The organism is Pseudarthrobacter sp. CCNWLW217 (assembly GCF_037203985.1).
Lineage (GTDB): Bacteria > Actinomycetota > Actinomycetes > Actinomycetales > Micrococcaceae > Arthrobacter.
Genome location: NZ_JBBCBT010000016.1, coordinates 36942 through 61703, shown reverse-complemented (window position 1 = coordinate 61703; position 24762 = coordinate 36942). Strand labels below are relative to the sequence as shown.

27 protein-coding genes are annotated in these 24762 nt (G+C 64.4%); 16 read left to right on the top strand and 11 right to left on the bottom strand.

Annotated elements, in window-relative coordinates; all coding sequences use genetic code 11:
• Window positions 1-37 precede the first annotated feature (37 nt).
• The 4 genes from V9L18_RS17330 (at window position 38) to V9L18_RS17315 (ending at window position 2556) form a co-directional block, all read left to right on the top strand.
• A complete protein-coding gene (locus V9L18_RS17330) occupies window positions 38-430 on the top strand; it encodes a hypothetical protein (protein ID WP_337348403.1) in 393 nt (130 codons plus the stop codon).
• A 44-nt stretch (window positions 431-474) separates the two neighbouring features.
• Window positions 475-990 (top strand): DUF2087 domain-containing protein, encoded by a 516-nt coding sequence (locus tag V9L18_RS17325; RefSeq protein ID WP_337348448.1) that lies wholly within the window; start codon window positions 475-477, stop codon window positions 988-990.
• 26 nt (window positions 991-1016) lie between these two features.
• Complete coding sequence (locus V9L18_RS17320) at window positions 1017-1496, top strand: nucleoside deaminase (RefSeq protein ID WP_337348402.1); 480 nt, start codon at window positions 1017-1019, stop codon at window positions 1494-1496.
• A gap of 193 nt (window positions 1497-1689) precedes the next feature.
• On the top strand, window positions 1690-2556 hold the full coding sequence (locus V9L18_RS17315; RefSeq protein WP_337348401.1) for an AraC family transcriptional regulator: 867 nt from the start codon (window positions 1690-1692) through the stop codon (window positions 2554-2556).
• 111 nt (window positions 2557-2667) lie between these two features.
• Here V9L18_RS17315 and V9L18_RS17310 read toward each other — a convergent pair whose 3' ends face one another.
• Window positions 2668-3120 (bottom strand): DUF4383 domain-containing protein, encoded by a 453-nt coding sequence (locus tag V9L18_RS17310; RefSeq protein ID WP_337348400.1) that lies wholly within the window; start codon window positions 3118-3120, stop codon window positions 2668-2670.
• A gap of 439 nt (window positions 3121-3559) precedes the next feature.
• Between V9L18_RS17310 and V9L18_RS17305 the strand changes: the two genes are divergently transcribed.
• Both V9L18_RS17305 and V9L18_RS17300 read left to right on the top strand, forming a co-directional pair.
• Window positions 3560-3892 carry a PadR family transcriptional regulator gene (locus V9L18_RS17305; protein ID WP_337348399.1) on the top strand — a complete coding sequence of 111 codons (333 nt, stop codon included), beginning with the start codon at window positions 3560-3562 and terminating at the stop codon, window positions 3890-3892.
• Window positions 3889-4293, top strand: a complete 405-nt coding sequence (locus V9L18_RS17300; RefSeq protein ID WP_337348398.1) for a hypothetical protein — start codon at window positions 3889-3891, stop codon at window positions 4291-4293. The genes V9L18_RS17305 and V9L18_RS17300 overlap by 4 nt, the downstream gene beginning before the upstream one ends.
• Before the next feature lie 2055 nt (window positions 4294-6348).
• On the opposite strand, the gene V9L18_RS17295 is transcribed toward V9L18_RS17300, so the two are convergent.
• Together V9L18_RS17295 and V9L18_RS17290 are read right to left on the bottom strand one after the other, a co-directional pair.
• The gene (locus tag V9L18_RS17295) at window positions 6349-6924 is read right to left on the bottom strand and encodes an HNH endonuclease (protein ID WP_337348397.1); all 576 of its coding nucleotides are present in this window, start codon (window positions 6922-6924) and stop codon (window positions 6349-6351) included.
• Window positions 6917-7474 carry a hypothetical protein gene (locus tag V9L18_RS17290; RefSeq protein ID WP_337348396.1) on the bottom strand — a complete coding sequence of 186 codons (558 nt, stop codon included), beginning with the start codon at window positions 7472-7474 and terminating at the stop codon, window positions 6917-6919. The genes V9L18_RS17295 and V9L18_RS17290 overlap by 8 nt, the downstream gene beginning before the upstream one ends.
• Window positions 7475-7835: 361 nt before the next feature.
• Here V9L18_RS17290 and V9L18_RS17285 point away from each other — a divergent pair, with 361 nt between their 5' ends.
• Both V9L18_RS17285 and V9L18_RS17280 read left to right on the top strand, forming a co-directional pair.
• Window positions 7836-8510 (top strand): CPBP family intramembrane glutamic endopeptidase, encoded by a 675-nt coding sequence (locus tag V9L18_RS17285; RefSeq protein WP_337348395.1) that lies wholly within the window; start codon window positions 7836-7838, stop codon window positions 8508-8510.
• A gap of 24 nt (window positions 8511-8534) precedes the next feature.
• On the top strand, window positions 8535-9563 hold the full coding sequence (locus V9L18_RS17280) for a hypothetical protein (protein WP_337348394.1): 1029 nt from the start codon (window positions 8535-8537) through the stop codon (window positions 9561-9563).
• A gap of 30 nt (window positions 9564-9593) precedes the next feature.
• Here the strand turns inward: V9L18_RS17280 and V9L18_RS17275 are convergent, their stop codons facing one another.
• The 3 genes from V9L18_RS17275 to V9L18_RS17265 form a co-directional block, all read right to left on the bottom strand.
• Entirely contained in the window at window positions 9594-10319 is a 726-nt protein-coding gene (locus V9L18_RS17275; RefSeq protein ID WP_337348393.1) for a hemerythrin domain-containing protein, read from the bottom strand.
• Between the two features lie 182 nt (window positions 10320-10501).
• Window positions 10502-10678, bottom strand: coding sequence for a hypothetical protein (locus V9L18_RS17270; RefSeq protein ID WP_337348392.1), 177 nt, complete (start codon window positions 10676-10678; stop codon window positions 10502-10504).
• Window positions 10679-10775: 97 nt separating this feature from the next.
• Window positions 10776-11033 carry a helix-turn-helix transcriptional regulator gene (locus tag V9L18_RS17265; protein ID WP_337348391.1) on the bottom strand — a complete coding sequence of 86 codons (258 nt, stop codon included), beginning with the start codon at window positions 11031-11033 and terminating at the stop codon, window positions 10776-10778.
• A gap of 192 nt (window positions 11034-11225) precedes the next feature.
• Here V9L18_RS17265 and V9L18_RS17260 point away from each other — a divergent pair, with 192 nt between their 5' ends.
• Window positions 11226-12575, top strand: coding sequence for a flavin monoamine oxidase family protein (locus tag V9L18_RS17260; RefSeq protein ID WP_337348390.1), 1350 nt, complete (start codon window positions 11226-11228; stop codon window positions 12573-12575).
• Window positions 12576-12693: 118 nt separating this feature from the next.
• A complete protein-coding gene (locus tag V9L18_RS17255; protein ID WP_337348389.1) occupies window positions 12694-13569 on the top strand; it encodes an NmrA/HSCARG family protein in 876 nt (291 codons plus the stop codon).
• A 29-nt stretch (window positions 13570-13598) separates the two neighbouring features.
• Here V9L18_RS17255 and V9L18_RS17250 read toward each other — a convergent pair whose 3' ends face one another.
• Both V9L18_RS17250 and V9L18_RS17245 read right to left on the bottom strand, forming a co-directional pair.
• On the bottom strand, window positions 13599-15347 hold the full coding sequence (locus V9L18_RS17250; RefSeq protein WP_337348388.1) for a sensor histidine kinase: 1749 nt from the start codon (window positions 15345-15347) through the stop codon (window positions 13599-13601).
• The gene (locus V9L18_RS17245; protein WP_337348387.1) at window positions 15344-15985 is read right to left on the bottom strand and encodes a response regulator transcription factor; all 642 of its coding nucleotides are present in this window, start codon (window positions 15983-15985) and stop codon (window positions 15344-15346) included. The genes V9L18_RS17250 and V9L18_RS17245 overlap by 4 nt, the downstream gene beginning before the upstream one ends.
• Before the next feature lie 161 nt (window positions 15986-16146).
• On the opposite strand from V9L18_RS17245, the gene V9L18_RS17240 reads away from it, so the two are divergent.
• Window positions 16147-16521: a hypothetical protein gene (locus V9L18_RS17240; RefSeq protein ID WP_337348386.1), complete on the top strand. Its 375-nt coding sequence runs from the start codon at window positions 16147-16149 to the stop codon at window positions 16519-16521.
• 106 nt (window positions 16522-16627) lie between these two features.
• Here the strand turns inward: V9L18_RS17240 and V9L18_RS17235 are convergent, their stop codons facing one another.
• Window positions 16628-17206, bottom strand: coding sequence for a TetR/AcrR family transcriptional regulator (locus V9L18_RS17235; protein WP_337348385.1), 579 nt, complete (start codon window positions 17204-17206; stop codon window positions 16628-16630).
• Between the two features lie 95 nt (window positions 17207-17301).
• Here V9L18_RS17235 and V9L18_RS17230 point away from each other — a divergent pair, with 95 nt between their 5' ends.
• Together V9L18_RS17230 and V9L18_RS17225 are read left to right on the top strand one after the other, a co-directional pair.
• Window positions 17302-18135 (top strand): alpha/beta fold hydrolase, encoded by an 834-nt coding sequence (locus V9L18_RS17230; protein WP_337348384.1) that lies wholly within the window; start codon window positions 17302-17304, stop codon window positions 18133-18135.
• Window positions 18136-18499: 364 nt separating this feature from the next.
• On the top strand, window positions 18500-19741 hold the full coding sequence (locus V9L18_RS17225; protein WP_337348383.1) for a S8 family peptidase: 1242 nt from the start codon (window positions 18500-18502) through the stop codon (window positions 19739-19741).
• Window positions 19742-19875: 134 nt separating this feature from the next.
• On the opposite strand, the gene V9L18_RS17220 is transcribed toward V9L18_RS17225, so the two are convergent.
• Window positions 19876-21465 carry an alkaline phosphatase D family protein gene (locus V9L18_RS17220; protein WP_337348382.1) on the bottom strand — a complete coding sequence of 530 codons (1590 nt, stop codon included), beginning with the start codon at window positions 21463-21465 and terminating at the stop codon, window positions 19876-19878.
• Window positions 21466-21632: 167 nt separating this feature from the next.
• On the opposite strand from V9L18_RS17220, the gene V9L18_RS17215 reads away from it, so the two are divergent.
• Window positions 21633-22160 carry an RNA polymerase sigma factor gene (locus tag V9L18_RS17215; protein WP_337348381.1) on the top strand — a complete coding sequence of 176 codons (528 nt, stop codon included), beginning with the start codon at window positions 21633-21635 and terminating at the stop codon, window positions 22158-22160.
• Entirely contained in the window at window positions 22157-23353 is a 1197-nt protein-coding gene (locus V9L18_RS17210; protein ID WP_337348380.1) for a hypothetical protein, read from the top strand. The genes V9L18_RS17215 and V9L18_RS17210 overlap by 4 nt, the downstream gene beginning before the upstream one ends.
• A gap of 63 nt (window positions 23354-23416) precedes the next feature.
• Here the strand turns inward: V9L18_RS17210 and V9L18_RS17205 are convergent, their stop codons facing one another.
• Window positions 23417-23935, bottom strand: coding sequence for an ATP-binding protein (locus tag V9L18_RS17205; RefSeq protein WP_337348379.1), 519 nt, complete (start codon window positions 23933-23935; stop codon window positions 23417-23419).
• A 140-nt stretch (window positions 23936-24075) separates the two neighbouring features.
• Here V9L18_RS17205 and V9L18_RS17200 point away from each other — a divergent pair, with 140 nt between their 5' ends.
• Window positions 24076-24732, top strand: a complete 657-nt coding sequence (locus tag V9L18_RS17200; protein WP_337348378.1) for a hypothetical protein — start codon at window positions 24076-24078, stop codon at window positions 24730-24732.
• Window positions 24733-24762: the final 30 nt, after the last annotated feature.

The following is a 24762-nucleotide window of genomic DNA, read 5'->3' as shown; positions in this document are numbered from 1 at the left end:
CGGAGCCGCACCGCGCCCGAACCAGATCTTCCTGCTGGTGCCACACACTTGGTCGGATGGATCCACCTATGAAGTGGCCCACCCGGACCTGATCGGGTTCGTTCAACGCCGGGCCCACCCGGATCATGCCGAAGACGTGGTTGCCGACGCTTTCCTTGTTGTCTGGCGCCGCCTCGATGAGGCGTGGAAGACTTCGACTATGGGCATCGAGCAGTGGTGGACAAAACTACAGCCATCAACGCAGGAATGGCTGATCGAGAACAACGGCGACGCGGTGCCGGCGGAAGTGGTGGCCGAGATCGCCAGCGCCGGGGGACCGGCGAACGCCGATCCATGGTGGGCTGACCGGGCCGGAGAACCGGGCCACTATTTCCCTGACGAAGGCATCGACTGGGTCGAGGCGATCGCAAATGACGAGGATCCGGGCTAGAACCACAGTGCCCGCTGCAGCCATGGGAGGTGGCCTTGAACGGAGTGCCGGGCCTGAGCGGACCGCACTGGCGCCGGGTCATGGCGGCGCTCGCGAACCGGGATGCGCGCACCGCTTATGCACAGATTGTGCTCGGTGAAGAGGTCCTCCCCGGTGTGAAGGAGCAGCGGCGCACCAGGGCCATCGCTGTCCTGCTGGAAGCCGGCCTGGCCGAGTGGACCGGGAGCAAGGGACTGGAAGCGTCGGATGCGGTCTTCCGCGAGCTCCTGACCCAGCAGCCGAAGCGCCAGCCGAAAACAGGGGTGGACCGCTTCCTGCGCCTCGGCCGGATCGACAGGTACCCCGCGTCCTCGGCGGACCGGCGCGAGCTCCTGGGCTGGATCGTCGCGCAGGCGATCCAGCCGGGGGAGAATCTTAGCGAGCGGCAGGTCAACGAGCGGCTGCTGAACTACACCGACGACGTGGTGCTGCTGCGCCGCTACCTGGTCGACTTCGGATTGCTGGAGAGGACAGCGTCGGGTTCCTCGTACCGCCGTCCATCCGGCGAATCCACGTCTTAGAAACAGCCGCGTGCGAGAATGACGCCATGACCCACGACCAGCCACGAACCGGGGCGCCCGAACCACAAGCCGCCTCCGACTCGGCATTCGAAGCCGCCTACCAGGCCGCCCAAAAGAGCCTGGCGGAAGGCGGCATCCCCATCGGAGCAGCGCTCGCCCGGGACGGCCTGGTCATTGCCAGCGGACACAACGAACGGGTCCAAAACGCCGACCCGATCGCGCACGGAGAAATGTCCGCGCTCCGCACAGCAGGCCGGCAGAAGAATTACCGGGACACCACGCTGTACACCACCCTCGCCCCGTGTGCCATGTGCGCCGGGACCATCATTCAATTCAAGATCCCCCGCGTGGTGGTGGGGGAGGCGCGCACGTTCGACGGCGAACTGGAGCTTCTGCGGTCACGCGGGGTTGAGGTGGTGGTCCTGGATGATCCGCGTTGCGTGGACATGATGCGCACTTTCCAGTCCGAGAACCCGGACCTGTGGGCGGAGGACATCGCGGAGTAGGAGGGCAGGCGGCACTCCTGCCGCCCACCACCCCTCCCGCTGGCTGCGATTCCCCGGCACGGAAGGAACGACGACGGCGGGAGGCATTCCCGCCGTCGTCGTTCCTGGGGCCCGTGCCCTCGATCGGATCGAACCGCAATAGTCGGGTGTGAAGTTGAGTCGATGAGCGAGGCTTGATGCGGAAGGGGGAACCGTGATCGCAGTTCTGAACCATGTCCTCGGTTACATCGAGGAGCACCTCACCGAGGAGATCGACGTCGCTGGCCTGACCAGCGGACTCGGTACCACCGAGTATCATGTCCGCCGGATGTTCTCGTCGCTGGCTGGCATGCCGCTGTCGGAGTACATTCGGCGGCGGCGCATGACGGTCGCCGCGGCCGATGTCCTTGGAGGCAGCGATCTGTTGGGGACTGCGGTGCGCTTCGGCTATGGCTCCACCGAAGCATTCAACCGGGCTTTCCGTGCGGTGCATGGCGTCAGCCCTGCGGACGTGCGCCGGGACGGTGGCCCCCTTCGGACACAATCACAGCTCAGGTTCCGCCTGACGATCGAAGGAAACACCACCATGGATACCCGCATCGCAGATCAACCGGCCTTCCGGCTGGTCGGCCACGCCGCTCGCGTGCCCCTCATTCACGAAGGCGCCAACCCGCACATCCAGGCGCACATCGCGGCGCTGCCTGAAGCGGAACACGTTCGCCTTAAAAAGCTGAGCAACACCGAGCCCGCCGGACTGTTGCAGGTGAGCGCCGACGTCGACCCCGATTACACCGAGGGGAGCGAGCTGACCTACCTGCACGGCGTTGCTGTCAGCGAAGGAACGCCGGTGCCGGAGGACCTTGACACGATCGACGTCGCGGCCGGCGCCTGGGCGGTGTTCCGCACCAGCGGACCCTATCCGGCAGCCCTCCAGTCCACGTGGGCTGCGACCGCCGCCGATTGGTTCCCCTCCAACCCCTGGCGGCTGAGGCCCGGCCCGTCGGTCGTTGCCATTCTCGACCGCGCCGCCGACTTCAGCACAGCAACCACCGAATTGTGGCTGCCAGTGGAACGCGCCTAGCGGCGAGAGCCACGCGCCTCGCCACGAGTTACTTAGGGCAGGGAAGGCAATGGCCCCGATAACAGCCGAAGCTGCCATCGGGGCCATTGCCCTGTATATGTTGGTGCGGGATTACGCCCGCGCCCTGGCATGCCCCTTGGTAAGCAGCAGCGCCAGTGCCACCATGCCGGCGCCGAGCAGCAGGTGCAGGCCGTTATCGAAGCCGTTGAGTGGCACGAAGTTCCCGGCCGAATCCTGGGGGACCACCAGGCCGTAGACGAACAGGACCAGGTAGATGATGCCGCCGTAGAGCAGGAACGAGCGGGCGCCGGCGGCGGTCCTGGCCAGGGCGATGCCTGCCGCGCCGAACAGCAGGTGAACGATGTTGTGCAGGGCCGAGACCTGGAAGAGGCCCAGCAGCATGGCCTCGGAGTGGTGGCCAGCGAAGTGCAGTTGGTCGAAGTTGGCCGTGATACCCGGGACGAAGCCCAGGATGCCGACCAGCAGGAACACTGCTCCCACTGCCAGGGATGCCTTCTGGACGTTACTGCGAGCCGCGATGCCTGTGCTGGTGTGTGTTGCCATGGTGATCTCCTGAATGCGATATGGGCCGGTTTCTGAATGCCGACCCAAGGGGTTATGCCAGCTATTCGGTCGTTATCGCATGTCGGATGGGTTTGTTCAGCAAAGAAGTTCCAAGCCAATGGCGGGCGAAGCACTCAAGGTGGGTGCCGCCGTCGTGCGTTACAGCTCGAGCCGGAACACCCACAGCACCGCCAACCACTAGAACCCGATCAACGGCACCTAGATTTCAAATTCTCGCCCTTAGATTCACTTCTCCCGGCACCTAATTTCCCCGTTTGTCCACATGGGCTCGTGCTTGCGCCCATATTCTCCAATCACTCGCTCAAACGAAAGGGGGATGATTCAATGCCAGTCAGTGTCTCGGCTCCGATTTATGATCCGCGGACTGCAGGGAAATGGGTCAAACGAGGGACGGTGGTTTTGCTGGCGGGGATCTGAAGTGGCCCAGCGCTTGGACCCGTGCCGTCTTGGCACCCTGCGTTCTGCAGCTTGTGCGGAACCGAGCGAGGCCTACGGCTATCAGATTGTGCAGGACCTGAACGCGCATGGCCTGCCGGGAATCGGCGGCGGCACCGTCTATCCCGTGCTGAACCGACTCGAGGCCGATGGTCGCGTTTGCTCCGAATGGCGCGAGGGGAACGGCGGCCCCGGCCGCAAGTTCTACAGGATCACTGAGGAAGGGGAAGCTTGGCTGAAAGAGACGGCCGGGTCCTGGCAGGACTTCACGGCAAGGGTAGCGACAGTAATGACAATGGAGGGAAGCCCGGCATGACGGCATTGGGCTATTTCAAGACGTTGGCCATGGAACTGCGCAAGCGCAGACTTAGCGAGGACCAGGTAGCCGATGTGCTTCGGGAACTCCATGGCCACGTGCTGGGGACCGGAGAGGAGCCGGCAGAGGCCTTCGGTAGTGCGAGGGAATACGCAGCCCGGTTAACACGCGGGACGACCGTCTCCCGAGGGTCCCGGATCGGTAACCTGGCCGCCGCCGTGCTGATTGTCCTTGTCGCTGTTAAGGTCGTCCTCGGACTCGTTCTCGGGGTTTCCTTTGGCATCGCAGCGACGGTCACCTACCTTGCGGCGACCCTCCTCGTAACTGCCGTTCTGATCGGGTGGAGCGCTGCACTGCAGCGGAAGCTTCCCGAGCTCATGACGGAAGAACTCAGCCGATAGGGCTAAGCCGGGCGCGGTTCGGGCCTTCAAACCATGCCAGGTGGGGTCGCTTCTAAAGTCTGTTCAGTCAACCCAAAGGGGGAAAGCATGAATTGGTACCGATATGTTCACGCTGTTCTGTTCGTTGCGTCATTTATTCCTTTGGTTTTTTCTCTTTGGCCTTTCTGGCATGGGGTCGCGCTTCCCTTGCTTGTAGTAGTCCCTTACTCGCTCAATGAGATTTGGCTTAACAGAAAGAGCAAATCATCTGCGTTGTTGATGCGCGGGGAGAAGCCTCAGTCGCCGAGACTGCATGCATATCGAGAGTCCTAACAGCTGAAGCAATAAGGCGGTGGATGCTACTCCTGGCATCTGCGTGCGTGCCTGTGCTCCCGCTTCTGCCTTGTACGACCTGTTCGGAATCTGCGCCTCGAGATCGGAAGGGCCGATCCCGCCTCCACTACATGATGCGACGGATCCACGGACGAAAGGCTACGAGTCCGTGGGGTGCCGATTCCGCCCACTGCACTAATTCAGAAGTCAGGTACGGGACGTACACCCTGACTTCTATTTCTCCTGTCGGCCCGAGGCCTTGGCCGGCCGCATGGAACGGCCAGGGAGCGTGGCTGAGCGAGGCCTGGGTTCGTTCGATCTGGGCTCTGGAGTATGAACTCTGCTGGATCACAAGCGAGTTCATGTGAAGAGGGCCAAGAATCCTTCGTGCTCGATTTACGTCGGATGCGAGAACAAACGTGCAGCGTGTGGGCGCATCCTCGCGTGTTCTGACCGGCACATCCACGCGCCAAAGAACACTGCCGTCATCAAAGAGTTCGGCCATCCGGTCCGATGCCCGGTCATCATTGTTGCCGGTAGCGGGTAGCCATCCCGTTGGAGGGATATACGACTCAAGCATTCCTGGGAGGGGTATGACCGGCTCGGCGGGCCAAGGGGTCGTTCTGCTGCCCCGGAGGCGGATACTCGTTTGGGTCCAGTCACCTTCAATGCTAATTACTGACTCGTGACTGAAAGGAGCCAGAAGTGATTCTGGGTCTTCGAGCGTGACGCTTGGGTAGTTTCTATTGATGGTTCCCTCAGATTCGGCCTGATGGGGTGGAATGGCAAACAGGACTGGCAGCGGCTGGCTGAGGTCTAGCTGGCCAACGGCGCTAACACGATGATTCTTTTCCAAAGGACGCTGCACCATGGTCATCATCCTTACATTGTGGGTGGAACGACCGGATGCCGGCTGTACGTCAGCATCCGGCCGAGCATTAGCAGCCTGCTGGAGCCAAGGCCTCTGTAGTTTTGGTTCCCCCTGAGCTGGCTGTGGGGTCGACGCGGCAACCGAATTCGTCAATGAACTCAAGGTACAAAGACCACTTGCCGGCCTGTGTTCCGCGCTGGCAAAGCCAGTTGTTCACATCAGGCTGGGACCGAACAAGAGATTTTCCCCTCGCCGCGCAGGTTTCGTTGCTGTAGAACCAATTGACTTCGTAGGGAAGCCAGGTGTTTGCCTGCGCGGGAGCGGCGGACACAGGCCGCCGCTCAACACGCAAACGGCCAAGCCAATGCTGGTCGCGACTTTACGTACTGAAATTTTCAGTTTCATTTTTCCCCCTGGAATGATGGGTGTTCGCTGACAAGCGACAGGCTAGGGTTCGAATTGCCAACTAGGTGGATAATGACCCAGAAAATGAGTGCAGTTGCGTCAAAATCAGGTGGCACTCAGGCAGTTGATTAGGGGTTGACAGGAGCTGAAGCTACTAACCGTCATATGACACCCAGAGATTTTCAGGTCCGTGGTCGGAAGTCCTCACCAGCGCGGCAGTAGCGAGAACACAAACCCCGGAAATCAGCGGTGAGCGCGTCTTCGGTCAGGCGCGCGTGTTTATGAGGACCCGCGGTTGCCATCGGCCCAGTTCTGATGTGGACCCGATAAGTAGCGAACTGCTCCACCTAGATTCCGCGATTCCGCCCTCAGATTCACGCTTCCCAATGCCTGGGTTTTCCATTTCTCCACCTAAGCCTGCCGCCCTTCGGCGCGTCCAGAACCCGCCGTTACGGGTCGAGGACTGGCTAGCGGAGCGACTGCCGTTCGCCGACGCTGACGGAACCATCGGGCGTGACGTAGTCCCGCCGTCGTCGTTCAATTCTTTCCTGCTGGCCCGGCGAGGGAATCCTGGCGCTCTTGGCACGGTTGCACCGCGCGCAGGCAGCGACAAAATTCTGCAGGCTGGTGGATCCGCCCTTGGACCACGGGTAGAAGTGGTCGCCGTGCTCGGCAGGCCGTGAACACCGGCGCCAGAACCCCGCCTCCATCTCACACTGGCCGCCAGCCCGGGCCATGCCCTCACGCCGCTGCTGCCTGCTGAAGCGCCGAGCAACGTCCCGGCGCCGGACGTCGCGGGCATTAGTCACGGCGGCAACGACTGTGAGGGCCACGACGAACACGGCCGGGAGCGTGACTGCGGCTACAACAACGTCGAAAAGACCGCGCACAACGCCGATTCCGGAGGCCGGTCCCGGCACAGTGTCTCCGCTCGCCTTTGGCATGACTGCCGAGATAGCAGCGACGAACAACCAAATGGTCACCGCCAATAGCGCGCCGCGAAGTGCCATCCGGCTCCAATAGATTCGCTTCAGTTCAACCATCGCGTCGTCCCCTCACAACCATGGAATGCCGACGAAGCGAGTGCCCGACGGTGAGACAGATCGTACCGCCCTGGTACGGCAATGGAAGCCTAGATTTGCCAACGGTCAGGCAGCACTCCCGCAGGCTACAGCGTTTCGGGAATCGGGCGTCCCGGGAAGAGTGTCGCTTACTGTTTCCGGTACATCCTGCGGCCCACGAGGCGGTAGCCGAGTCGGACCGGGCGGGGATCTCCTTGAACATTTCCTTTTGGTCTTGGGGCGGGTTCGTGGACAACACCATCCCGAGGTAGCCGACCAGGAACTTCTTGTCGAGCTGGTCGATCCCTTGCTTCCCGGCCTCCGGCATTTCCTTCTCAGTAGGCACCCTGTCCACCACGGGCATCACTTCGGTCACCTCGCGGCGCAAGTGGACGTTGGGTACGGCCTTCAAGTCCTCGTAGCGCTCAGCGAGTTCCCGGCCAACGTCTGCGTCTGCCGTTTCCACCCAACGAAGGCGAAGCGGCTCGATGTTCTCGAGCCGCTGCGTCACCTGCCGGTGCTGCTCAAGCATCTGCGCTACGTGCAACGCACACGCCGGCACCCTTGAATGGATCGGTGCGGAGGCCGGCGTCGTAACTCCGTGACGATACAGGCCGAACCTGTCCACACGCGGGACACTGATCCTGCCGTCCACGGGCCTTTGGACTCTGGCTGGGCGGAGGGCAGCCGGTCAAAGTGAAGGCGGACCTTATCAGGCTAGGGAAGGAAGGCGTCATGTCCGGCACATCTGTCCTCACGGGCGTCGCCTCAGGCATCGGGAAGGCAACGAAGGAACTCCTCGAGCGGCCTGAAGAAGCTGGTGCATCCCGAGGGGCCGGAGATTGACCTGGCTGGCCCGCCGCGGCAAACGGAGATCAAATGAAGGACTCACAATGAGGAAACCAACCGCCTGGCGACGCGTTGCGGCCACAATCCTGCCAGCCGCGCTGCCGGCAGTGATGGTGCCGGTCTTCAAATACACCGTCCGAAGGTTCGGCGACCGGCGCGGCTACCAGGCAGGGTTCGCCGTCTACTGGGCAGCGTGCTGGGGCCTGGCAGCAGCCATCGCGGGACCGCACCGGCTCGTCGGATTATGGAGGCCTGCCAGCGGTCCGCAACCGCAGCCGCAACGCCGGCCCCGGGCCCTGCTGTGGAGCGTCCTGATCATTCCGCCGGCCGGTGCCGTCGCCACCGAACTGATCCCGAACGCGAGGAAAGCCGGTCTGCCGGCGGCGCTCGCGGCCGTGGGTGTCGGCTTCACCAACGCCATGGCTGAAGAGGCGCTGTGGCGGGGTGTTCCCGTGGCGGTCTTCCCCGGCCGCAAGATCCGTGGCTGGCTCTGGCCCTCCCTGTGGTTCACGGCCTGGCACCTCGTCCCGCTCTCCGTGCGCCCCCATCCGCGCGGACGCCGGCCGGTGTTGCTCGGCGCATGTCTGACCGGGCTGGGCTACGGCTGGGCTGCCCAGGGCAGCGGTTCGCTCCTGGCCGTGTCCATCGCCCACGCAGCCACCGATTCCTGCGGTGTCCTCGTCGCACGCAATGTATGGCTCCCCACCGACAATGACTGAAAGATTCCCGCGCTACCATCAGACATGGACGAGGCTTCAGATGTGGCCACGCAGCGGCGCGCAGCATCCGAGCACCTGATCGAGAGGCTGTCCGCTGCGGATGATCCGGTGCTGGCCTACAAGGCCCGCCTCCTGCGAGGCGGGTCCGCCGATGCGGCAGAAGCCCGCGCGTTGCAGGCGCGGATTCCCGGTTCGCCTTCCGCACGCGCGCTATTGCGGATCTTCGATCAGGACGAGAAGACCCTCCACCATGTCTATCGAAAGTGGCAGGGTCCGCACTGGACACTGGTGTGTCTCGCACTGATCGACTACCCGCCCGGCGACGCGACGTTGCTGCCGTTGAAGCAGCGCGTCTATGCCTGGCTCTTCTCCAGGCACTTCCTCGAGCCGCCCCTGACGGCGGCCTACCCTGGCCAGGAAAACCGGGTCCGCCACTGCGCCTCGATGGATGGCAACGCAATTTGGTACTCGGTCCGGCTCGGACTGGAGGACGAACGCACCCGCTCCCTGGTCGACCGGCTGATCAACTGGCAGTGGCCGGACGGGGGCTGGAACTGCGACAAGCGGCTCCAGGCTACCGCGTCGTCGTTCCAGGAATCGCTCATCCCCGCACGAGGTCTGTGGGCGTACGGGCACGCGCACAGCTACCAGCCGGCCCTGGACGCCGCCCAGAAGGTGGCCGACCTGGTGCTTGCCCGGCGGCTTCTGTGGCACCAGCGTGACGGCACCCTGCTGATGCCTGACTGGGGCGGCCGCCCCGACCGCATCCATTACCCCATCCAGTTCTACGACGTGCTGTTCGCCCTGCAGGTGATGGCCGAGTTGGGACGCATCGGCGACCCGCGATGCGCCGATGCGCTGGCACTGCTTGAATCCAAGCGGCTCCCCGACGGGGGTTTCCCGCTGGAGCAACCCAACGCTTCCACCGCCGACTCGGTGGCCAGCCGCCGCAGCTACGCCAGCTGGGGCCCGTCCGGTCCGCGGCAGAGTAACCCGCTGGTCAGTCTTGCGGCGCTGGGCCTCCTGCGAGCAAGCGCTCAAAGTCGTCAATGACAACTCTTCCGTTCCGGCCGCCCGCGCAGGCTACAGTGTCTTGGGAATCGGGCGCCCCGGGAAGAGTGTCGCGTACTGTTTCCGAAACATCCTGCGCCCGATGAGGCGGTAGCCAAGGCGGACCGGGGCGGGGATCTCCTTGAACATTTCCCTCTGGTCTTCGGGTGGGTTCGTGGCCAACACCATCCCGAGGTAGCCGATTAGGAACTTCTTGTCGAGCTGATCGATCCCGTGCTTCCCGGCCTCCTGCATTTCCTTCTCGGTCAGTACCCTGTCCACGACTGGCATCACCTCGGTGACTTCGCGGCGCAGGTGGACGTTGAGGACGGATTTCAGGTCCTCGTAGTGCGCAGCGAGTTCCCGGCCGACTTCTGCGTCTGTCGTTGCCATCCAGCGAAGGCGGATCGGCTCGATGCTCTCCAGGCGCTGCGTCACCTGCCGGTGCTGCTCAAGCATCTGCGCTACGTGCAACGCACATGCCGGTGCCCTTGCCGCGAGCTGCGGGTACATGAGTTCGTCCTCGCCCTCGTGGTGAATATGGAGCACCTTATCGAAGTTCCCCAGCACTTCGCCCACGTACGCGGCACGGGCGGTGTCCCCGGCCGCGGCGGAGCGCACCAGGCCCGGCGCCTCTTCGTACGCCCACAGGAAAAAGCGGTGGATGCGCCGCATGCCGGCCGTTCCCTGACACAGGACGGGTCCCTGGGGCAAAGGCGCCGCGGTCTCGCCGGGCTGCATGGTGAAGAAGTCAGTCATTGGATTGCCCCTAACGGTCGACGTGCGAGACGAGGACCTCTCCCCGGCAGCATGGTATGGCTGGGCCTGATGACGCACAATGGCTAGAGGCCAGCGGCAGCGCGCCAGCATGGCCTCACCCGGGCCTGGAATCGGCAGGCCCCGTGATCCTTAGCCCAAGGCCCGGCGGGCTGTTCCACCGCTCAACAGTCGGCCGCCCGGGCCGGCACCAGTTCGGCCAGGAAACCGATGCTTTCCTCGGCAGGTATGGTTGCCGCTGCCTCGGCAACGGACTCCAGGACACCTGCAGCCGTAGTCCTGGCATCATCGGCGTCCATGCCCCAGGCGGTGCCCTCACGGACCAGATTGTCCAGGGTCAAATAATTCAGTCTCGCCTGTCCGCCCAGCGTGTGGCCGGCATTGACGCTGGGAGCGTAGAGCAGATGGGTGGGTGGTATACATCAAGGCTTTGGCGCTTCACTGCCGCACCTGGAGTTTGGCGAAACGAGGAACCAGGGCAACGTCACGGCCTACGGCCCGGATAGCGTTCATGGCAACGACGCTGGACACGGGTCCGCCCTGTTCAAGTCTGACGATCGTTCCCCGGGTAACCCCTAGTTTCTGCGCGACGTCCTGCTGGGTCAGTCCGGCTTCCTTGCGGGCGTCGGCGATGGAACGGCCAAGTGATGCGGCGTCTACTGCCCGATAGAAGCTGGTGATGTCCGAATGTTCCATAAAACGATCATATGCCGTTCTCATCAGAATGTTTGATTAATCGAACATTTTTCATTTAGCTTCTACTGTTCGATAAAACGAACATCTGGGGATCCTGGTACGTCCATTGGCTTGCAGGTGGCGAAGTCCGGCAGCAGTCGTAAGCTCGTGTCTAAGTCATACATGCGGCTGGATCGATGTGGAGGATCGCAGATGCACGCTGTGGATGTCGTCGTTGTGGGCGCAGGCCTGGCCGGGCTGAGTGCAGCCCGCAAGCTGGTTCAGTCCGGCAGGACCGTTGCCGTGCTGGAGGCGCGCAGCCGGGTGGCCGGCCGCACACTGGGAGGCTTCCTCAGCAACGGAGTACCGGTGGAGATGGGCGGCCAATGGGTCGGCCCGACACAGGACGTTGTGCTCGAGCTCATCGACGAGCTGGGCCTCGAGACCTTCCCCAGCTTCGACGAGGGCGACGCCCTGACCGTCTTCGACGGCAACGTGGTTCGAAACGCCGACGAGACTTTCGGCCTCCCGCCCGAGTCGGCGATGGAGGTCGGCCGGCTCTGGGAGAACCTGGAGATCCTCGCCTCGACGGTCGCGATTGAGGCACCGTGGGAAACTGATGGCGCCGAGGACCTGGACCGGCAGACGCTGGACGCATGGCTGGTCGCCAACACCGAAGACAGCATTGCGCTGAGGTTCTTCCGCCTGGTGGTGCCGGTCCTGTTCTCCGCCGAGTCTCCGGAGCTTTCACTCCTGCACTTCCTCTTCTACGTCAAGTCCGGCACCAGCCTTGAGGCGCTGATGACGATAACAGGGGGTGCCCAGGAGAGCCGCGTCGTCGGCGGCACGCACCAAATCTCCGAGCGGATGTCCGCCGAACTGGGCGACGCGGTCCGGCTCAATGCCGTGGTCCGGACCATCCGCCAGGATGGGACGGGCGTAGTTGTCGAATACGACGGCGGCAGCGTCACGGCCCAGCGCGTCGTTGTCGCCATACCGCAAACGCTGGCAGGCCGGCTGCGCTACGTCCCGCCGCTGCCCGCGCTGCGCGACGGACTCACCCAGCAGATGCCGGCCGGATCTGTCATCAAGCTCCAGGTCGGTTACGACGCCCCGTTCTGGCGCGAGGACGGACTGAGCGGAACGGTACTTAGCCTCGACGACGCGTTCAACATCGTTCTGGACAACAGCCCGGACGACGGCTCCTGCGGGGTGCTGGTCGGCTTCCTCGAGGGCGCCCACGCCCGCACCGCGAGCCTGATGAGCGCAGCGGAGCGCCGCGAGCTCGTTATCACTGCGCTCGTGAAGTACTTCGGCCCGACGGCGGCGCAACCGTTCGACGTCGTCGAGCAGGACTGGAGTGCTGAAGAGTTCACCCGCGGCTGCTACGGTGGGCGGCTCGGCGCGGGCGCCTGGACCCAGTACGGTCCGGCCCTCGCTGCGCCCGTGGGCCGGATCCACTGGGCGGGCTCAGAAACCTCCACGGTCTGGAACGGCTACATGGACGGTGCCATCCGCTCCGGCCGACGAGCCGCCGACGAGATCCTCAAGGAGCTTCCGTGACCAGCGTCTTCAGCCGTCCGGACAGCTTCTGGCCACACGCCTGATGAGCTGCTGCCCGAGGCGCGGACTACTCCTGCCGTCCCAGGTCAAACCCTCGGCCCAAGTGGGATACTAAGCCATGGCTTCTTCCTCTGGCGGGAGTACTCCCGGTGTGGTTGCAGTGATCGGCGCGACGGGCCGGCAGGGGTCGGCTGTGGTCCGGCATCTCCTCAACGACGGATGGCAGGTGCGTGCCCTGACCAGGACTCCGTCCAGCGACGCTGCGCAGGTGCTGCTCGAGCTCGGGGCCGAGGTCCAGCAGGCGGACACCGAGGATCCAGGTTCTCTACGGCCGGCGTTCCGGGAGGCCTACGGGCTCTTCAACGTCCAGAATCCGCAGACAATCGGAGCTGAGGCCGAAGTGCGGCAGGGGCGCAACGTGGCGGAGGCGGCAGCTGAAGCCGGCGTACGCCACGTGGTCTACGGGGCGGCAGGCGTCAGCGACCAACCGACAGGCGTTGGCTCTTGGGATTCGAAGCTGGTCATCGCCCAGCGCTTCCGCGAACTCGGGCTGCCGCTCACCGTGCTGCGCCCCATGGCGTTCATGGAACTGATGACGGACAAAGGCTACTATCCGCAGTTTTCCACCTGGCATCTGATGCCAAAGCTGATGGGCCCGTCCCGGCCGGTGGGCTGGTTGTGCGTTGACGACCTGGGTGCCATCGCCGCCGGGATGTTCGCCGACCCGGAACGGTGGAGCGGTGCAGTGCTGGGACTGGCATCCGACGTGCGGTCAATAGACGAGTGCCGCAGTATGTGGCAGGAACGGACTGGGCGAAGGCCGCGTGGGTTACCGATGCCGGAGAAGCTCTTCGAACGGTTCGTGGGGAAGGACCTCACCACAATGTGGCGGTGGCTGCGGACAGGGCAGTTTGACATGAGCACCGAAGCAACCCGTGAGATCCTGCCCGAAGCCCGGACCATTAGGGAATGGCTGGCGGAACAGGCCAGATAGCAGGGAGGGCAGGACGCCGGCCGCATCGGTCACGGCGAGATTGGCAGCACTGCATGCACCCGCCCGCCCCGGGGGGTGCTCCCGGCGGAGAGCGTGCCGCCCAGCTCGGCCGCACGCTCGCCCATGGAGGCAATTCCGACGCCGGCCTGCCACGGCGCAGCGGTGCTCCCGTCATCGGTGACCTCGATCTCCAGGGCCTCCTCGCGGACTGTGAGGCTGACCGTCGCGTTAGTCGACGTGGAGTGCCTGGCCACGTTAGTCAGCGCCTCGACGACGATGCGGTAGACCGCCACCTCGACGGCCGCGGGCAGCGCCTCCAACCGATCTGCGCGCAGATCGACTCGCAGTGGTGTCCCGTCAGGAGTCCGCAGGGCCAGTGCCTGCTGCCGCAGGGCGGTGACGAGACCGAGCTCGTCGAGCGCCGGTGGACGCATCGCGTAGACCAGCCCCCGGATGTCCTCGAGCGCGGTCACTGTCTCCTGGCGCAGGGTCCGCAGCAGGTCCTCTGCTCCGGAAGGGTCGGTGCGCAGGGTATTGCGTAAGGCGTCTGACGTGAACGCTATCCCGGAGAGCCGGGCGCCGAGGCCGTCGTGGAGGTCGCGGCGCAGCCGACGGCGTTCCTCTTCGATTGCGGTGATGGCCTGGCCGCGTGACTCCCTCAGTTCGTCGGCCAGTGCCCGGGCGCGCAGGGTCTGGGCCAGCAGCGGCGCGACCAGGCTGAGCACGTGGCTGTCACCCGCGGACAGCGTCAGGTCACCGGACCGCAGCCCCACCGCGAGCTCCCCGGACCGGTCCGGGCCCAGGGCGAGCGGGAGGGTCCTGGTGTGGGTGACCTTTGACCCGGACTCGGCGACGGTCTTTCCGTCCAGGCGGAGCGCAGAGTACGGGAGGACCAATGCCTCGCGAATCGCCCGCAGTGCGAGCACCGGGTCATCGCCGATGTGGCCGACCACCCGGGTAGCCGCCCCCAGTGGGTCCGGCCGCGCCCCGAAGAGGAGCTCGTCGACAACGGCCCGCAGCACCACCTGAAGCGGATGGAAGGTTGCCGCCGCGACGGCGCCGATGAACGCCAGCGTGCCGGGAGGCGGGACCCGGCCGCCCAGGATCTCGATCAGCGACTCGACGGTCATGAAGAGGGCCACGTAGCCGACCACCGCGGTAACGAAAACCACGAACCGCACCATCAGGCCCCTGACATCGACCACCTCGGGCCGGCGGACCCCGATGTACAGCGCGGGCGCGACGGTGCTCATGGCGAGGTAGGCGATCACCTCTCCCACGGTGCCGAGCTGCAGGAACGGGGTGATGAACATGGTTATCACCACCAGCGACCCCGCGAGCGCCATCCACTTGAGGGCCCACCGGTCGCCGTCCGTGGCACGTTCGATCTTCCACCAGGTATGCGCGATCAGGGCACAGGCGATCACCAGGACCATCGCGGTGCCAACCGCGTCGCTCTCTGCCCAAACCACCGCCAGGACGCCCGAACCTCCGATCACTACCAGCGAGACGAAGTCCACCGGGTGTCGCCAAGTGATGGCCGGGTACGCGGTCAGCGCGAGCGGCGCCAGCAACGCGCCGCCGATGGTGAAGGCCAGGCGCGGCGCGTAGCCTCCCCCCGTCGCTTCCAGAACGGCCCCCGAAATGATGGCGAGTCCTGCGAACACCATGAGTACGGCGCTCGGCCGGACCCGCCGCACGCCGAGCAACGCCAACCCGCTGACGGCCGTGCTCAAACCAAGGGCGGCCAGCGCGAGCAGCGCAGGAGAGGCGGTCACGTGCCGAGGCCGCCTTCACGGGCGCGGATGATCGCGGCGGCCCGGTCAAGCACCTCGAGCTTGGCGAAGATGCTGGTCAGGTGGTTGCTGACCGTCTTGGGGGAGAGGAACAGCGCCTCGGCGATCGCCGTCGTACGCCGTCCTGACGCCAGCAGGTCGAGGATCTCGCGCTCGCGGGCGGTGAGTTCCGGGAAGGGGGTGGCCCTTGGTACGGGTGGTGCAGTGAAGTAGCCCAGTATGCGTGCCGCCACGCCCGGTCCGAAGATCGCCTGCCCGGTGACCACCGCGCGGATGGCGGCCACGATCTCCTCCTGCCCGGCTCCCTTGAGCAGGTAGCCACGGGCTCCAGCCTGCATCGCGGTGAAGACGGTCGCATCGTCGTCGTACATAGTCAGCATGAGCACCGCCGTCTCCGGCACCGCGGCACGGATCCGGCGGGTGGCCTCCACACCGTCGAGACCGGGCATCCGGACGTCCATGAGTACGACGTCGGGCCGCAGGAGTTGGGCCTCCCGTACGGCGGTCTCGCCGTCGCCTGCCTCGCCGGCCACCTCGAGTCCCTCCAGGGTTTCGATCAGCGCCCGCAGCCCGCCGCGGACGACAGGATGGTCGTCCGCGATCAGCACCCTGAGGTTCATGAACCCATTATGGGCGCGTACGCTCCCGGTTGATCCGGGAACTTCCTCCCTTTCGCCGGGGAGCCGCGGGAAAATGGACGGGGAGGCCGTCCCTCGTGGACGGAAGCGGCGCGAGCCGAGAGTGGAGTTGTCCGCTTCATCCATCCACCCGAGGAGCAACCATGAAAACCACTTCGAAACGGCAGAAGATTGGCCTCCTGCTGGCCGGCTTCTACAGCGCGCTGAACGTCGTCGGCGTGCTGTTTCCCCCTCCGGAAGGCCAGGTTGGCCCGCCGATCGGCATCCTCATCGTCGACTGCGGGCTCGGCCTGGTTGGCCTGGTCGCCGTGATCATCACGTGGCGTACCGGCAACCGCGCCGCGCTCCGCGTCGCGGCCGGCGCGATCATCATCATGACCCTCACCGCACTGCCGGCGTTCTTCGTCGACGTGCCAGCAGTAATCAAGCTGCTGGCTGGCGTAGCCGTGCTGCTCACGATCGCGGCCGTCGTGCTCATGTTCTCGCCGGGGCGCCGCTCGACGCCGGTCCTGGACTGAGTCTGATCGCAGTCGCCATGGTCCTTATCGCCTTCGTGCCCGGCCATTGCTCCGGTCGCGAAGGCGGGATCGGCGCTGTGGTTGCAATTCGCCGGACGGGGGCGCGCTACGCGGCGCCTGGGGTTTCCCCGCCCAACGCTGCGTCGATCAGTACTCCGGCTGCATGTCGCGCCTGTCCGGCAGCCACGGGGGTGCCGGCGATGGCGGCCGTCGTTTGCGCGCCCTCTGCAAGGATTGAGAGTTGGGGCGCCAGATAGGCTGGCGCACCTGCCTCCTCTGAGAGTTTGCCGACATACTCTTGGAACGATTCCTTATGCTTCCGCGCATAATCGGCGACTTCGGGGCTTATGGCCCCGAGCTCGGCGAAGCTGTTGATGAAACCGCAGCCGCGGAACGAGTCCTGGGCGAACCATTGCGCGAGGTAGTCGAAGATGGCGAGGAGCCGCGCACGCGGAGTGGCAGCGTGGCGGACGGTCGCTTCCAGCCCTTCCGTCCAGGACTGGTGCCGGCGCTCCAGCACAGCCATGACGATACTGCTCTTGGACGGGAATTCCTGGTACAGCCTCTTGAGCGAGACGCCCGCCGCAGCACGAAGTTCGTCCATGCCGACAGCCTGGATTCCCTTCGCGTTATAGAGCTCGTCGGCGGTCTTGACGATGCGGGTGCGGACCTCCGAAATATCCATGTACCCATTCTACTTGAAATGAGAACGATCGTTCTATATGATTCTAATCAGCTAGAGAACGACCGTTCTCCGGTTCGAGGAAAGGGAACATGATCATGGGCTTCATCAAAGTCGGCACTGAGAACAGCACGGACATCGAGCTCTACTACGAGGACCACGGCGCGGGCCAGCCTGTCGTCCTGATTCACGGCTATCCCCTTGACGGCGGCTCGTGGGAGAAACAAACCGCTGCCCTCTTGAACGCCGGCTACCGCGTCATCACGTACGACCGCCGGGGGTTCGGCAAATCCAGCAAGCCGACCACGGGCTACGACTACGACACCTTTGCAGCCGACCTCAACACCGTCCTAGAAAGGCTGGACCTGCGCGACGCCGTCCTCGTCGGCTTCTCGATGGGCACCGGCGAAGTAGGGCGTTACATCGGTACATACGGGGAGGCGCGCGTAGCCAAGGCAGCTTTCCTTGCATCCCTTGAACCGTTCCTCCTGCAGACCGAAGACAACCCGGCCGGTGTCCCGTCCTCGGTGTTCGACGGCATTCGCAACGCCGCCATTGAGGACCGCTACACCTGGTTCACCAACTTCTACAACGACTTCTTCAACACCGATAACTTCCTCGGGAACCGCCTCAGCGAGGAAGCGCTGCGCAATGCATGGAACGTCGCCGCCGGCTCGTCCTGGTACGCGTCCTTCGCCGTCGTCGACTCATGGCTGACAGACTTCCGCTCCGACATCGAGCAGGTCACCGTGCCGGCCCTGATCGTCCACGGGACGGACGACCGCATCCTGCCGATCGACGCGACCGGCCGTGAATTCGCCAAGCGCCTTCCGTCCGCCGAGTACGTGGAAATCGAAGATGCACCGCACGGCATGCTCTGGACGCACGGCGCCGAAATCAACGAGGTCTTGCTGCGCTTCCTGGCCAAGTAGCAGCTCGCCGTTTTCGAAAATAGGCCAATACGGGAAGGCCCGGCCACTCTGCCATTGGGTGGCCGGGCTTCTTGATGCGGGGGCAGTCCGGTCAGGATCCTCGGTGAGGTCCGCTACGTCGGAGCTGGCGTTTCAGCTTCGATGAGTTCCTTCATGCGGCGGAGGCTGCCTTCGATCATCGTGGGATCCATCGAGGATTCCATCGCCGGGACGTCCAGGTAGATGGTCATTCTGGTGCTCGCCTGCTCCCGGAAAGTTCGACGGCGGCACTCACCCCCGCAGTTCGGTCACCCTTCTGATTAGGTAGGGCGATCTGCCTGTTGCCCCTATCCGGCTGGGCATCTGGTGGAGCAAGATAACCCCCATGAAAAGAACAGTCCTGGCAGGGTTCGCGGCGGCAATGATGGCCTTCGGTGCAATCAACTCGGCGGTAGCTGGTAACGCGGCACCGGCCGACCCGTCACACGTCGTTGGCCAGATCATGGTCAAATTCCGCGACCACCGCGCGGCGGCGGACACCCTGCGGCAGCACGGACTGAGCGTAGGGCCCGGAATCGGCAGCACAGGCGCCCATCTGATCAAGGCTCCCGCCGGCCAAGAGCTTCAACTCATCGAAGCCCTGAACCGCAATCCCGCCGTTGAGTACGCCGAGCCGGACCACGTGGTCACCCCGGCCACAGCTGACCAGTACTTCAGCCGCCAGTACGCCCTGCAAAATACTGGACAGTCCTTCACCAACACCGCCGGCACGCTGACCGTAGCCGCAGGCAAGGCAGACGCCGACGTGGACGCCGTCGAAGCCTGGACGTTCACCAAGGGTGCCGGGATCAGGGTCGCCGTGCTCGATTCAGGAGTCGCCAACGACAACCCCGACATCACACCGAAGGTTAGCGCCCGGGCCAACTTCACCACCGGTGAAACCGGCGACGACAACTACGGCCATGGCACCCACGTGGCCGGCATCGTCGCCGCCGCTCACAACACACAAGGCGTGGCCGGTACTTGCCCGGAGTGCACCATCCTGGACGGCAAAGTGTTGAACGACAGCGGGATCGGATCCAGCTCAGGGCTTGCAAGCGGCATCAACTGGGCGGTCAGCAACGGTGCCAAGGTGATCAACATGAGCCTCGGAGTGCGGGCGTCACGCACTCTCGAAACAGCCGTCAACAACGCATGGAGCAAAGGCGTGGTGCTGGTTGCCGCAGCCGGTAACGGAGGCAACCAGACCAAGATCTACCCGGGTGCCTACCCGAACGTCATCGCCGTCGCCGCTACCGACAACAAAGACGTCAAGGCATCCTTCTCAACATATGGCGCCAGTTGGGTGGACATCGCAGCACCTGGCGTCAACGTCTACTCAACGTTCCCCAACCACGAGTTCGTCCTTGAATCGCAATACAACCGGTCACGGGGTTACGACGTCGGCAACGGCACCTCGATGTCCTCACCGATCGTTGCCGCCACTGCCGCCCTTGTGTGGAGCAGGAATTCTGGCGCAACCAGTGAGGCGGTCCGGGGCAAGGTTGAATTAACTGCCGACGCCATTTCCGGCACCGGAACGTACTGGAAGTATGGCCGCGTGAACGCATACAACGCAGTCAAGTAGTCGCGGGGTGGTGGATGGCCAGCTCGCCTGCCTGATCGCTGGAGCCTGCCACGGCTGACTGAACAATAGCGGCGGGGCGGGAGGCAGATGCTGGCCGCCCCGCCGTCGTCGTTCGCTGTTCCGGGGAGCGGAGCTTACCCTCGTGCCACCAGCCCCGGAACCCCGTCCTGGATGGCGAAAGACGCTTTCGTGCTGACGGGGGATCCCGGGGTCGTGACGTAGTCCAGCACCCGGAAATCAGCAGTCAAAGCGTCCTTAGTGATGCGCGTGTTCACGTATCCGCGGTTGTCGTTGTAGAACTTCAGGTGCGGGTTCCAGGCCATGACCGGGTCGGTGGTGGAGCCAGTGCCGTTGCCGGTGGAGGTGATGGAGGTGCAGACGAGTTCCGAGCCGACCACGGGGGAGGCAGGGTCCTTATAGTCGACCTTGAGGTCGTTGGCCCAGTTGCGGTGCACGTCGCCGGTGAGAACCACGGTGTTGCGGACGCCCGCGTCCACCCAGCCCTGGGTGATGCGGCGGCGAGATGCGGCGTAGCCGTCCCACCCGTCCATGGAGACGTCGTCGATCTCCGGCGCCTGGGCCCGATCGCGTTCGGCGAAGAACACCTGCTGACCCAGAATGTCCCAGCGCTGGGTCGAATTCTTGAACCCGTCCAGCAGCCACTTCTCCTGCTCGGCGCCGGTGATAGTGCGGTCCTCGGCCAGGCGTTCGGCCACGTTCTTCTGCCAGCCGTCGCCGGCGAGCTGGTCGTCGCGGTACTGCCGGGTGTCCATCATGTGGAAGTTGGCCAGCTGGCCCCACTGGATGGTGCGGTAGATCTTCATGTCGAACCCGGCCGGCACGGACGAGGCCCGCAGCGGCATGTTTTCGTAGTACGCCTGGAACGCGGCGGCGCGGCGCTGCCGGAACCGCTCGGTGGTGTCGTTCAGCTGCGCGGCGTCCGTGTTCTCCGGGATCTCGTCCGCCCAGTTGTTGTCCACCTCGTGGTCATCCCATACCACCAGCCACGGCGCGATCGCGTGCGCGGCCTGCAGGTCGGCGTCGGACTTGTACTGCGCGTGCCGCTGCCGGTAGCCGGCCAGGCTGGACGTCTCGGGGCCCTGGTGGTCGCGCGGGTTGCCGCCGCCGATCACGTAGCTGCCCTTCTTGTACTCGTACAGGTAGTCGCCCAAGTGCAGCACGAGGTCCGGGTGGTCCTCGGCGAGACGGGTGTAGGCGGTGAAGTAGCCGTGCTCGTACTGCGAGCAACTGGCGAACGCCATGGCCAGCGCCGCCGGCGTCTCGTGCGGCGCCGGGCTGGTGAGCGTGCGGCCCACCGCGCTGACGTGCCGACCGGTGCGGAACCGATAGAAGTATTCGCGCCCCGGCCGGAGGCCCTTCAGCTCCACGTGCACGGAGTGCGCGGTTTCGATCCTGGCGGTTTCGACGCCGCGGGCTACTACGGTGCGCATGCGCGCGTCCTCGGCCACTTCCCATTCGACGGCGACGCTGCGGGAGGGCATGCCGCCCAGGCCGTCCTCGGTCAAGGGGTTCAGCGCCAGCCGGGTCCAAATCACAAAGCCGTCCGGCCACGGCTCGCCGGAGGCGATGCCGAGCATGAACGGATCGGTGCGGAGACCGGCGTCGTCCGCTGTTGAAACGGCGACGGCGGCACCCGGCAGGGCGGCGACCAGCCCGGCCCCGAGGCCGGCGGAAATCAGGGATCTGCGTGAAATGTTGTCCATGGCTTCGAACATACGGAGCCCTGTTGGACGGGGTCTGAGGCTTTTGTGAATGGGTGGTTAACTGCGTGACAAGACCTGTCGACTCGCCCATGCGGCATGACGAGCTTCGGACCGAGGAAATCACAGGGCCCCGTTACACTTGCCGGGCTGCCGGACATTAACCGGGTATGAGCTTGCAAACGCATTTGGGGGAGCGCGTGGAACTGGACAGACAAAAGCGGTTCATGGCGGCCCACGCGGCCTGCCATGATCGCATCTACCGCTACTTCCGCCGCCGCACGGAGAGCCCTACCACCGCTGAGGACCTGTGCGCGGAAGTCTTTAGGATCGCCTGGGAGAAATCGGGCGAGAAGGAAGAACTCTCAGCCATGTTCCTCTTCGGGGTGGCACAGAACGTTCTGCGCAATCACCTAAGGTCCGCCGTCCGATCGGCCAATCTCATGCTGTCGCTCCAGCTGGAACGAACGGAGCAGGCCCGCGACACCGACGGTTCCGTCCGGGATGCGCTGGGTCGCCTCAAACCCGACGAGCGGGAGGTCCTGTTGCTCACGTACTGGGATGGACTTACCTCCAGCGAACTGTCCGATCTGCTCAACACCACCGCGACAGCCATCAGGATGCGCCTCCACCGGGCACGGAAAGCACTCGGCCGCCTGCTTCAGGCTGAACGAGAGTCAGAGGAGTACATACGATGAAGGACCTTTCTGCTGCCGACGAGCAGCGCATCCTCTCCGCCGACCCCGCAGCGGACGTCACCGAGCCCGAACTGGCACGCAGCCGTTCCCGAAGCCTGGCGTTCATGGAATCCGACGTGACCCATATCTTCGCCGGAGATTCGGGAAATTACCGCAGGCCGCCCGCAAGGCGTTGGCGGACGGCCGGGGCCTTCCTGGCAGCAGCCGCAGTGGCCGCAGCCGTCCTCACGGCCAACTTCCTGCAAACGGCCCCGGTGGAAACACCGGCCGCCACCGAATCCGTCTCACCTCCCTCGCCGGCTCCCACCAACGCGCCGGAGCCGGCCCCTCCCGCCGGACCGTTTCACGGCCTCTTCGTCGCGGCAGACGAAGTGCTTGTCCTGGAGGCACTGCCCAATGCAGCCCGGAAACTCGGGGCAGGGCTCGGCGTCGAACCCGTCAACGTGCGTCAGGTGCTGAAAGGCGATCTGGCCCCGGGTGAAACCACAGTTGACGTGGCACCAGCTGAGCGCGCGATCAATGGTTCGCTTCATTGGCGGGATAGCCAGGAGGAAGCACCCTTTACCTATCTGGGGTTCTTCGCCAAGGATGCCGACGGCGGGCTGCATCTGATGGAGGCACCTCATACGCTGCTGCAGATCCAGAACATCAGGACGGCCGCCACTGTGGATCCCGTCACCGACGAGCCGGTGGAGATTGGTGACGACCTGCGGGCGCGTATCAATGTGGCCCCCGTTGGGGACGTGCCCGTGGCCACCCACCCCGGCGGTTCCTGGGCTGCCTCTGCCCCCGATACCATCTGGGGCACGCAGGCTGCAGACGGAACGAGGGACGGCGAGGTACGCGGATATGTTTCTCTCTCGGAGACCTGTTTCACCTTTGCGAACAGTACTGAGAAGGTCTTCCTGCGCTGGCCGGAGGGGTTCACCGCGAAGGTCACACCCCTGATGGTCGACGCTGAGGGCCGCGTTTCCTACTACGGGACAACGCTGGCCAACAAAGCGGTCGTCCTCAACGAATGGGGCTTCATCAACATGGCGGACCTTGATACGCGTCCACTGGTTAAGGGGCAGCTGACCGCCGAGACCGCGTCGTGCGGGGGTGAAACCCTTCCCGTTTTCGACGTTTGGCCGGAACGGGAAGGAGGCAGCCCGTTCCAGAAGGGCCGCGGTGTAGCGCTGCCCACGCCCTGATCCCAGGCGCCCCGGATGATGGTGTCAGCACCGAATCTTTGAGAGGGCTCGCCATCGAGCTATTCAGTTCCTCAGGGCCTCTGCGATCTGCTGGGCTACCTCGGAGGGCGTGAGGTGGGTGGTGTCGATGACCTCAGCTTCAGCGTGGAGCCAGGTTCGGGCAGCTTCGGCATACGGTTCCAGATAGCCGAGTCGGAATGGGGAAGGGATGGGATGGTCCGCAGCTATCCGGGCGTAAAGGGTGTCCTGGTCGGCATGGATCACGAAATGCCGTACCGGAATGCCATGTTGAGCTAGGCCGCCGCTAATTTCGCGCCAGTACTCTTCTACCAAAACGGTCATGGGCATCACCAACGTGCCGCCAGTGTAGTCAAGTACGCGCTTGGCGGTCTCCACGACGAGGGGTCGCCATGGCGGCCAGTGCTGGAAGTTGTCCGTGGCGGGCAGGCCGGGAGAGATGTCCATGAGAGCTTCACCAACCTTTTCGGCGTCGAACACTCTCGAATCGGGAATGAGCTGCTGAACAAGGGCACTCGTTGTCGTTTTGCCTGCACCGTGGGTGCCGTTGAGCCATACGATCATGGCACCAAACGCTAACACCGAGCAGCCCAACACAAGGGCTGTTCACTACTCCCGGGGTCCCTCACGTCTACCGTCAGGCCTCGCTATGGACTGCCTTATTTGGGAGGCCTAACCTGAGAGAAGCGGACAAAGGAGTCGTCATGAAACGCTTGCTTATCGGACTTGCCACGGCGGCCATGGTGGCCCTGAGTGCAGCACCGGCCGGGGCCGCTCCCAACATTTACCACACCATATCGTCGACGAATGCCTCTGCAGCGGTGGTCGAAACCGTCGGCTGCGAGCGGACGGAGATCTTCGTCTCCTCCATGTCGGGCATGTTCGCTGCCCAGCCCGGCCCCGTGAACAAGCAGGGCCTGACCAGCGTGTTCGTGCGCATCTCCGACGTCTGCGCGGCACCCGGCCGCGGCGTGGTGCTGTTCCAGGCTGACGGCCAGAACTTCGCACCCCTGGAGGCTGATCCGAGACTGACCAGCGCCTCCATCAACACGCAACTGGCTGGTACCGACGGCGAAGGCAACCCCGTCACCATCAGCCTCTCGGCGACGTGGACCGGCACCGGTCCGCTTGAGCACAGCACCCTCAGCTCCCACGAGAACATCCCGGGTCTGGGCAACGTCAACTCTGTGGACAACAACCTCAGGCGCGCCGCCACGGCAACTGTATCGGTCACGGTCAACGGACTGACGGTTTCGGGTACGGACAGCAACGCAGTGCTGGAACAAGTGAAGGCGCGCTGCATCGAAATCGCCCGGCCTGGTGTGGAGGAGTTCTTCCCCTGCTTTGGGTTCCCGGGGTAGCGGATACCGCACGAAAGCACGGAGCAATCC

Coding starts and splice junctions, on each gene's coding strand:
- V9L18_RS17225 (WP_337348383.1), top strand. CDS start 18,500: ATGAAAAGAACAGTCCTGGCAGGGTTCGCGGCGGCAATGATGGCCTTC.
- V9L18_RS17205 (WP_337348379.1), bottom strand. CDS start 23,935: ATGATCGTATGGCTCAACGGCACCCACGGTGCAGGCAAAACGACAACG.
- V9L18_RS17215 (WP_337348381.1), top strand. CDS start 21,633: ATGAGCTTGCAAACGCATTTGGGGGAGCGCGTGGAACTGGACAGACAA.
- V9L18_RS17200 (WP_337348378.1), top strand. CDS start 24,076: ATGAAACGCTTGCTTATCGGACTTGCCACGGCGGCCATGGTGGCCCTG.
- V9L18_RS17255 (WP_337348389.1), top strand. CDS start 12,694: ATGGCTTCTTCCTCTGGCGGGAGTACTCCCGGTGTGGTTGCAGTGATC.
- V9L18_RS17285 (WP_337348395.1), top strand. CDS start 7,836: ATGAGGAAACCAACCGCCTGGCGACGCGTTGCGGCCACAATCCTGCCA.
- V9L18_RS17300 (WP_337348398.1), top strand. CDS start 3,889: ATGACGGCATTGGGCTATTTCAAGACGTTGGCCATGGAACTGCGCAAG.
- V9L18_RS17210 (WP_337348380.1), top strand. CDS start 22,157: ATGAAGGACCTTTCTGCTGCCGACGAGCAGCGCATCCTCTCCGCCGAC.
- V9L18_RS17260 (WP_337348390.1), top strand. CDS start 11,226: ATGCACGCTGTGGATGTCGTCGTTGTGGGCGCAGGCCTGGCCGGGCTG.
- V9L18_RS17295 (WP_337348397.1), bottom strand. CDS start 6,924: ATGGTTGAACTGAAGCGAATCTATTGGAGCCGGATGGCACTTCGCGGC.
- V9L18_RS17275 (WP_337348393.1), bottom strand. CDS start 10,319: ATGACTGACTTCTTCACCATGCAGCCCGGCGAGACCGCGGCGCCTTTG.
- V9L18_RS17320 (WP_337348402.1), top strand. CDS start 1,017: ATGACCCACGACCAGCCACGAACCGGGGCGCCCGAACCACAAGCCGCC.
- V9L18_RS17230 (WP_337348384.1), top strand. CDS start 17,302: ATGGGCTTCATCAAAGTCGGCACTGAGAACAGCACGGACATCGAGCTC.
- V9L18_RS17240 (WP_337348386.1), top strand. CDS start 16,147: ATGAAAACCACTTCGAAACGGCAGAAGATTGGCCTCCTGCTGGCCGGC.
- V9L18_RS17310 (WP_337348400.1), bottom strand. CDS start 3,120: ATGGCAACACACACCAGCACAGGCATCGCGGCTCGCAGTAACGTCCAG.
- V9L18_RS17245 (WP_337348387.1), bottom strand. CDS start 15,985: ATGAACCTCAGGGTGCTGATCGCGGACGACCATCCTGTCGTCCGCGGC.
- V9L18_RS17235 (WP_337348385.1), bottom strand. CDS start 17,206: ATGGATATTTCGGAGGTCCGCACCCGCATCGTCAAGACCGCCGACGAG.
- V9L18_RS17265 (WP_337348391.1), bottom strand. CDS start 11,033: ATGGAACATTCGGACATCACCAGCTTCTATCGGGCAGTAGACGCCGCA.
- V9L18_RS17220 (WP_337348382.1), bottom strand. CDS start 21,465: ATGGACAACATTTCACGCAGATCCCTGATTTCCGCCGGCCTCGGGGCC.
- V9L18_RS17280 (WP_337348394.1), top strand. CDS start 8,535: ATGGACGAGGCTTCAGATGTGGCCACGCAGCGGCGCGCAGCATCCGAG.
- V9L18_RS17290 (WP_337348396.1), bottom strand. CDS start 7,474: ATGCTTGAGCAGCACCGGCAGGTGACGCAGCGGCTCGAGAACATCGAG.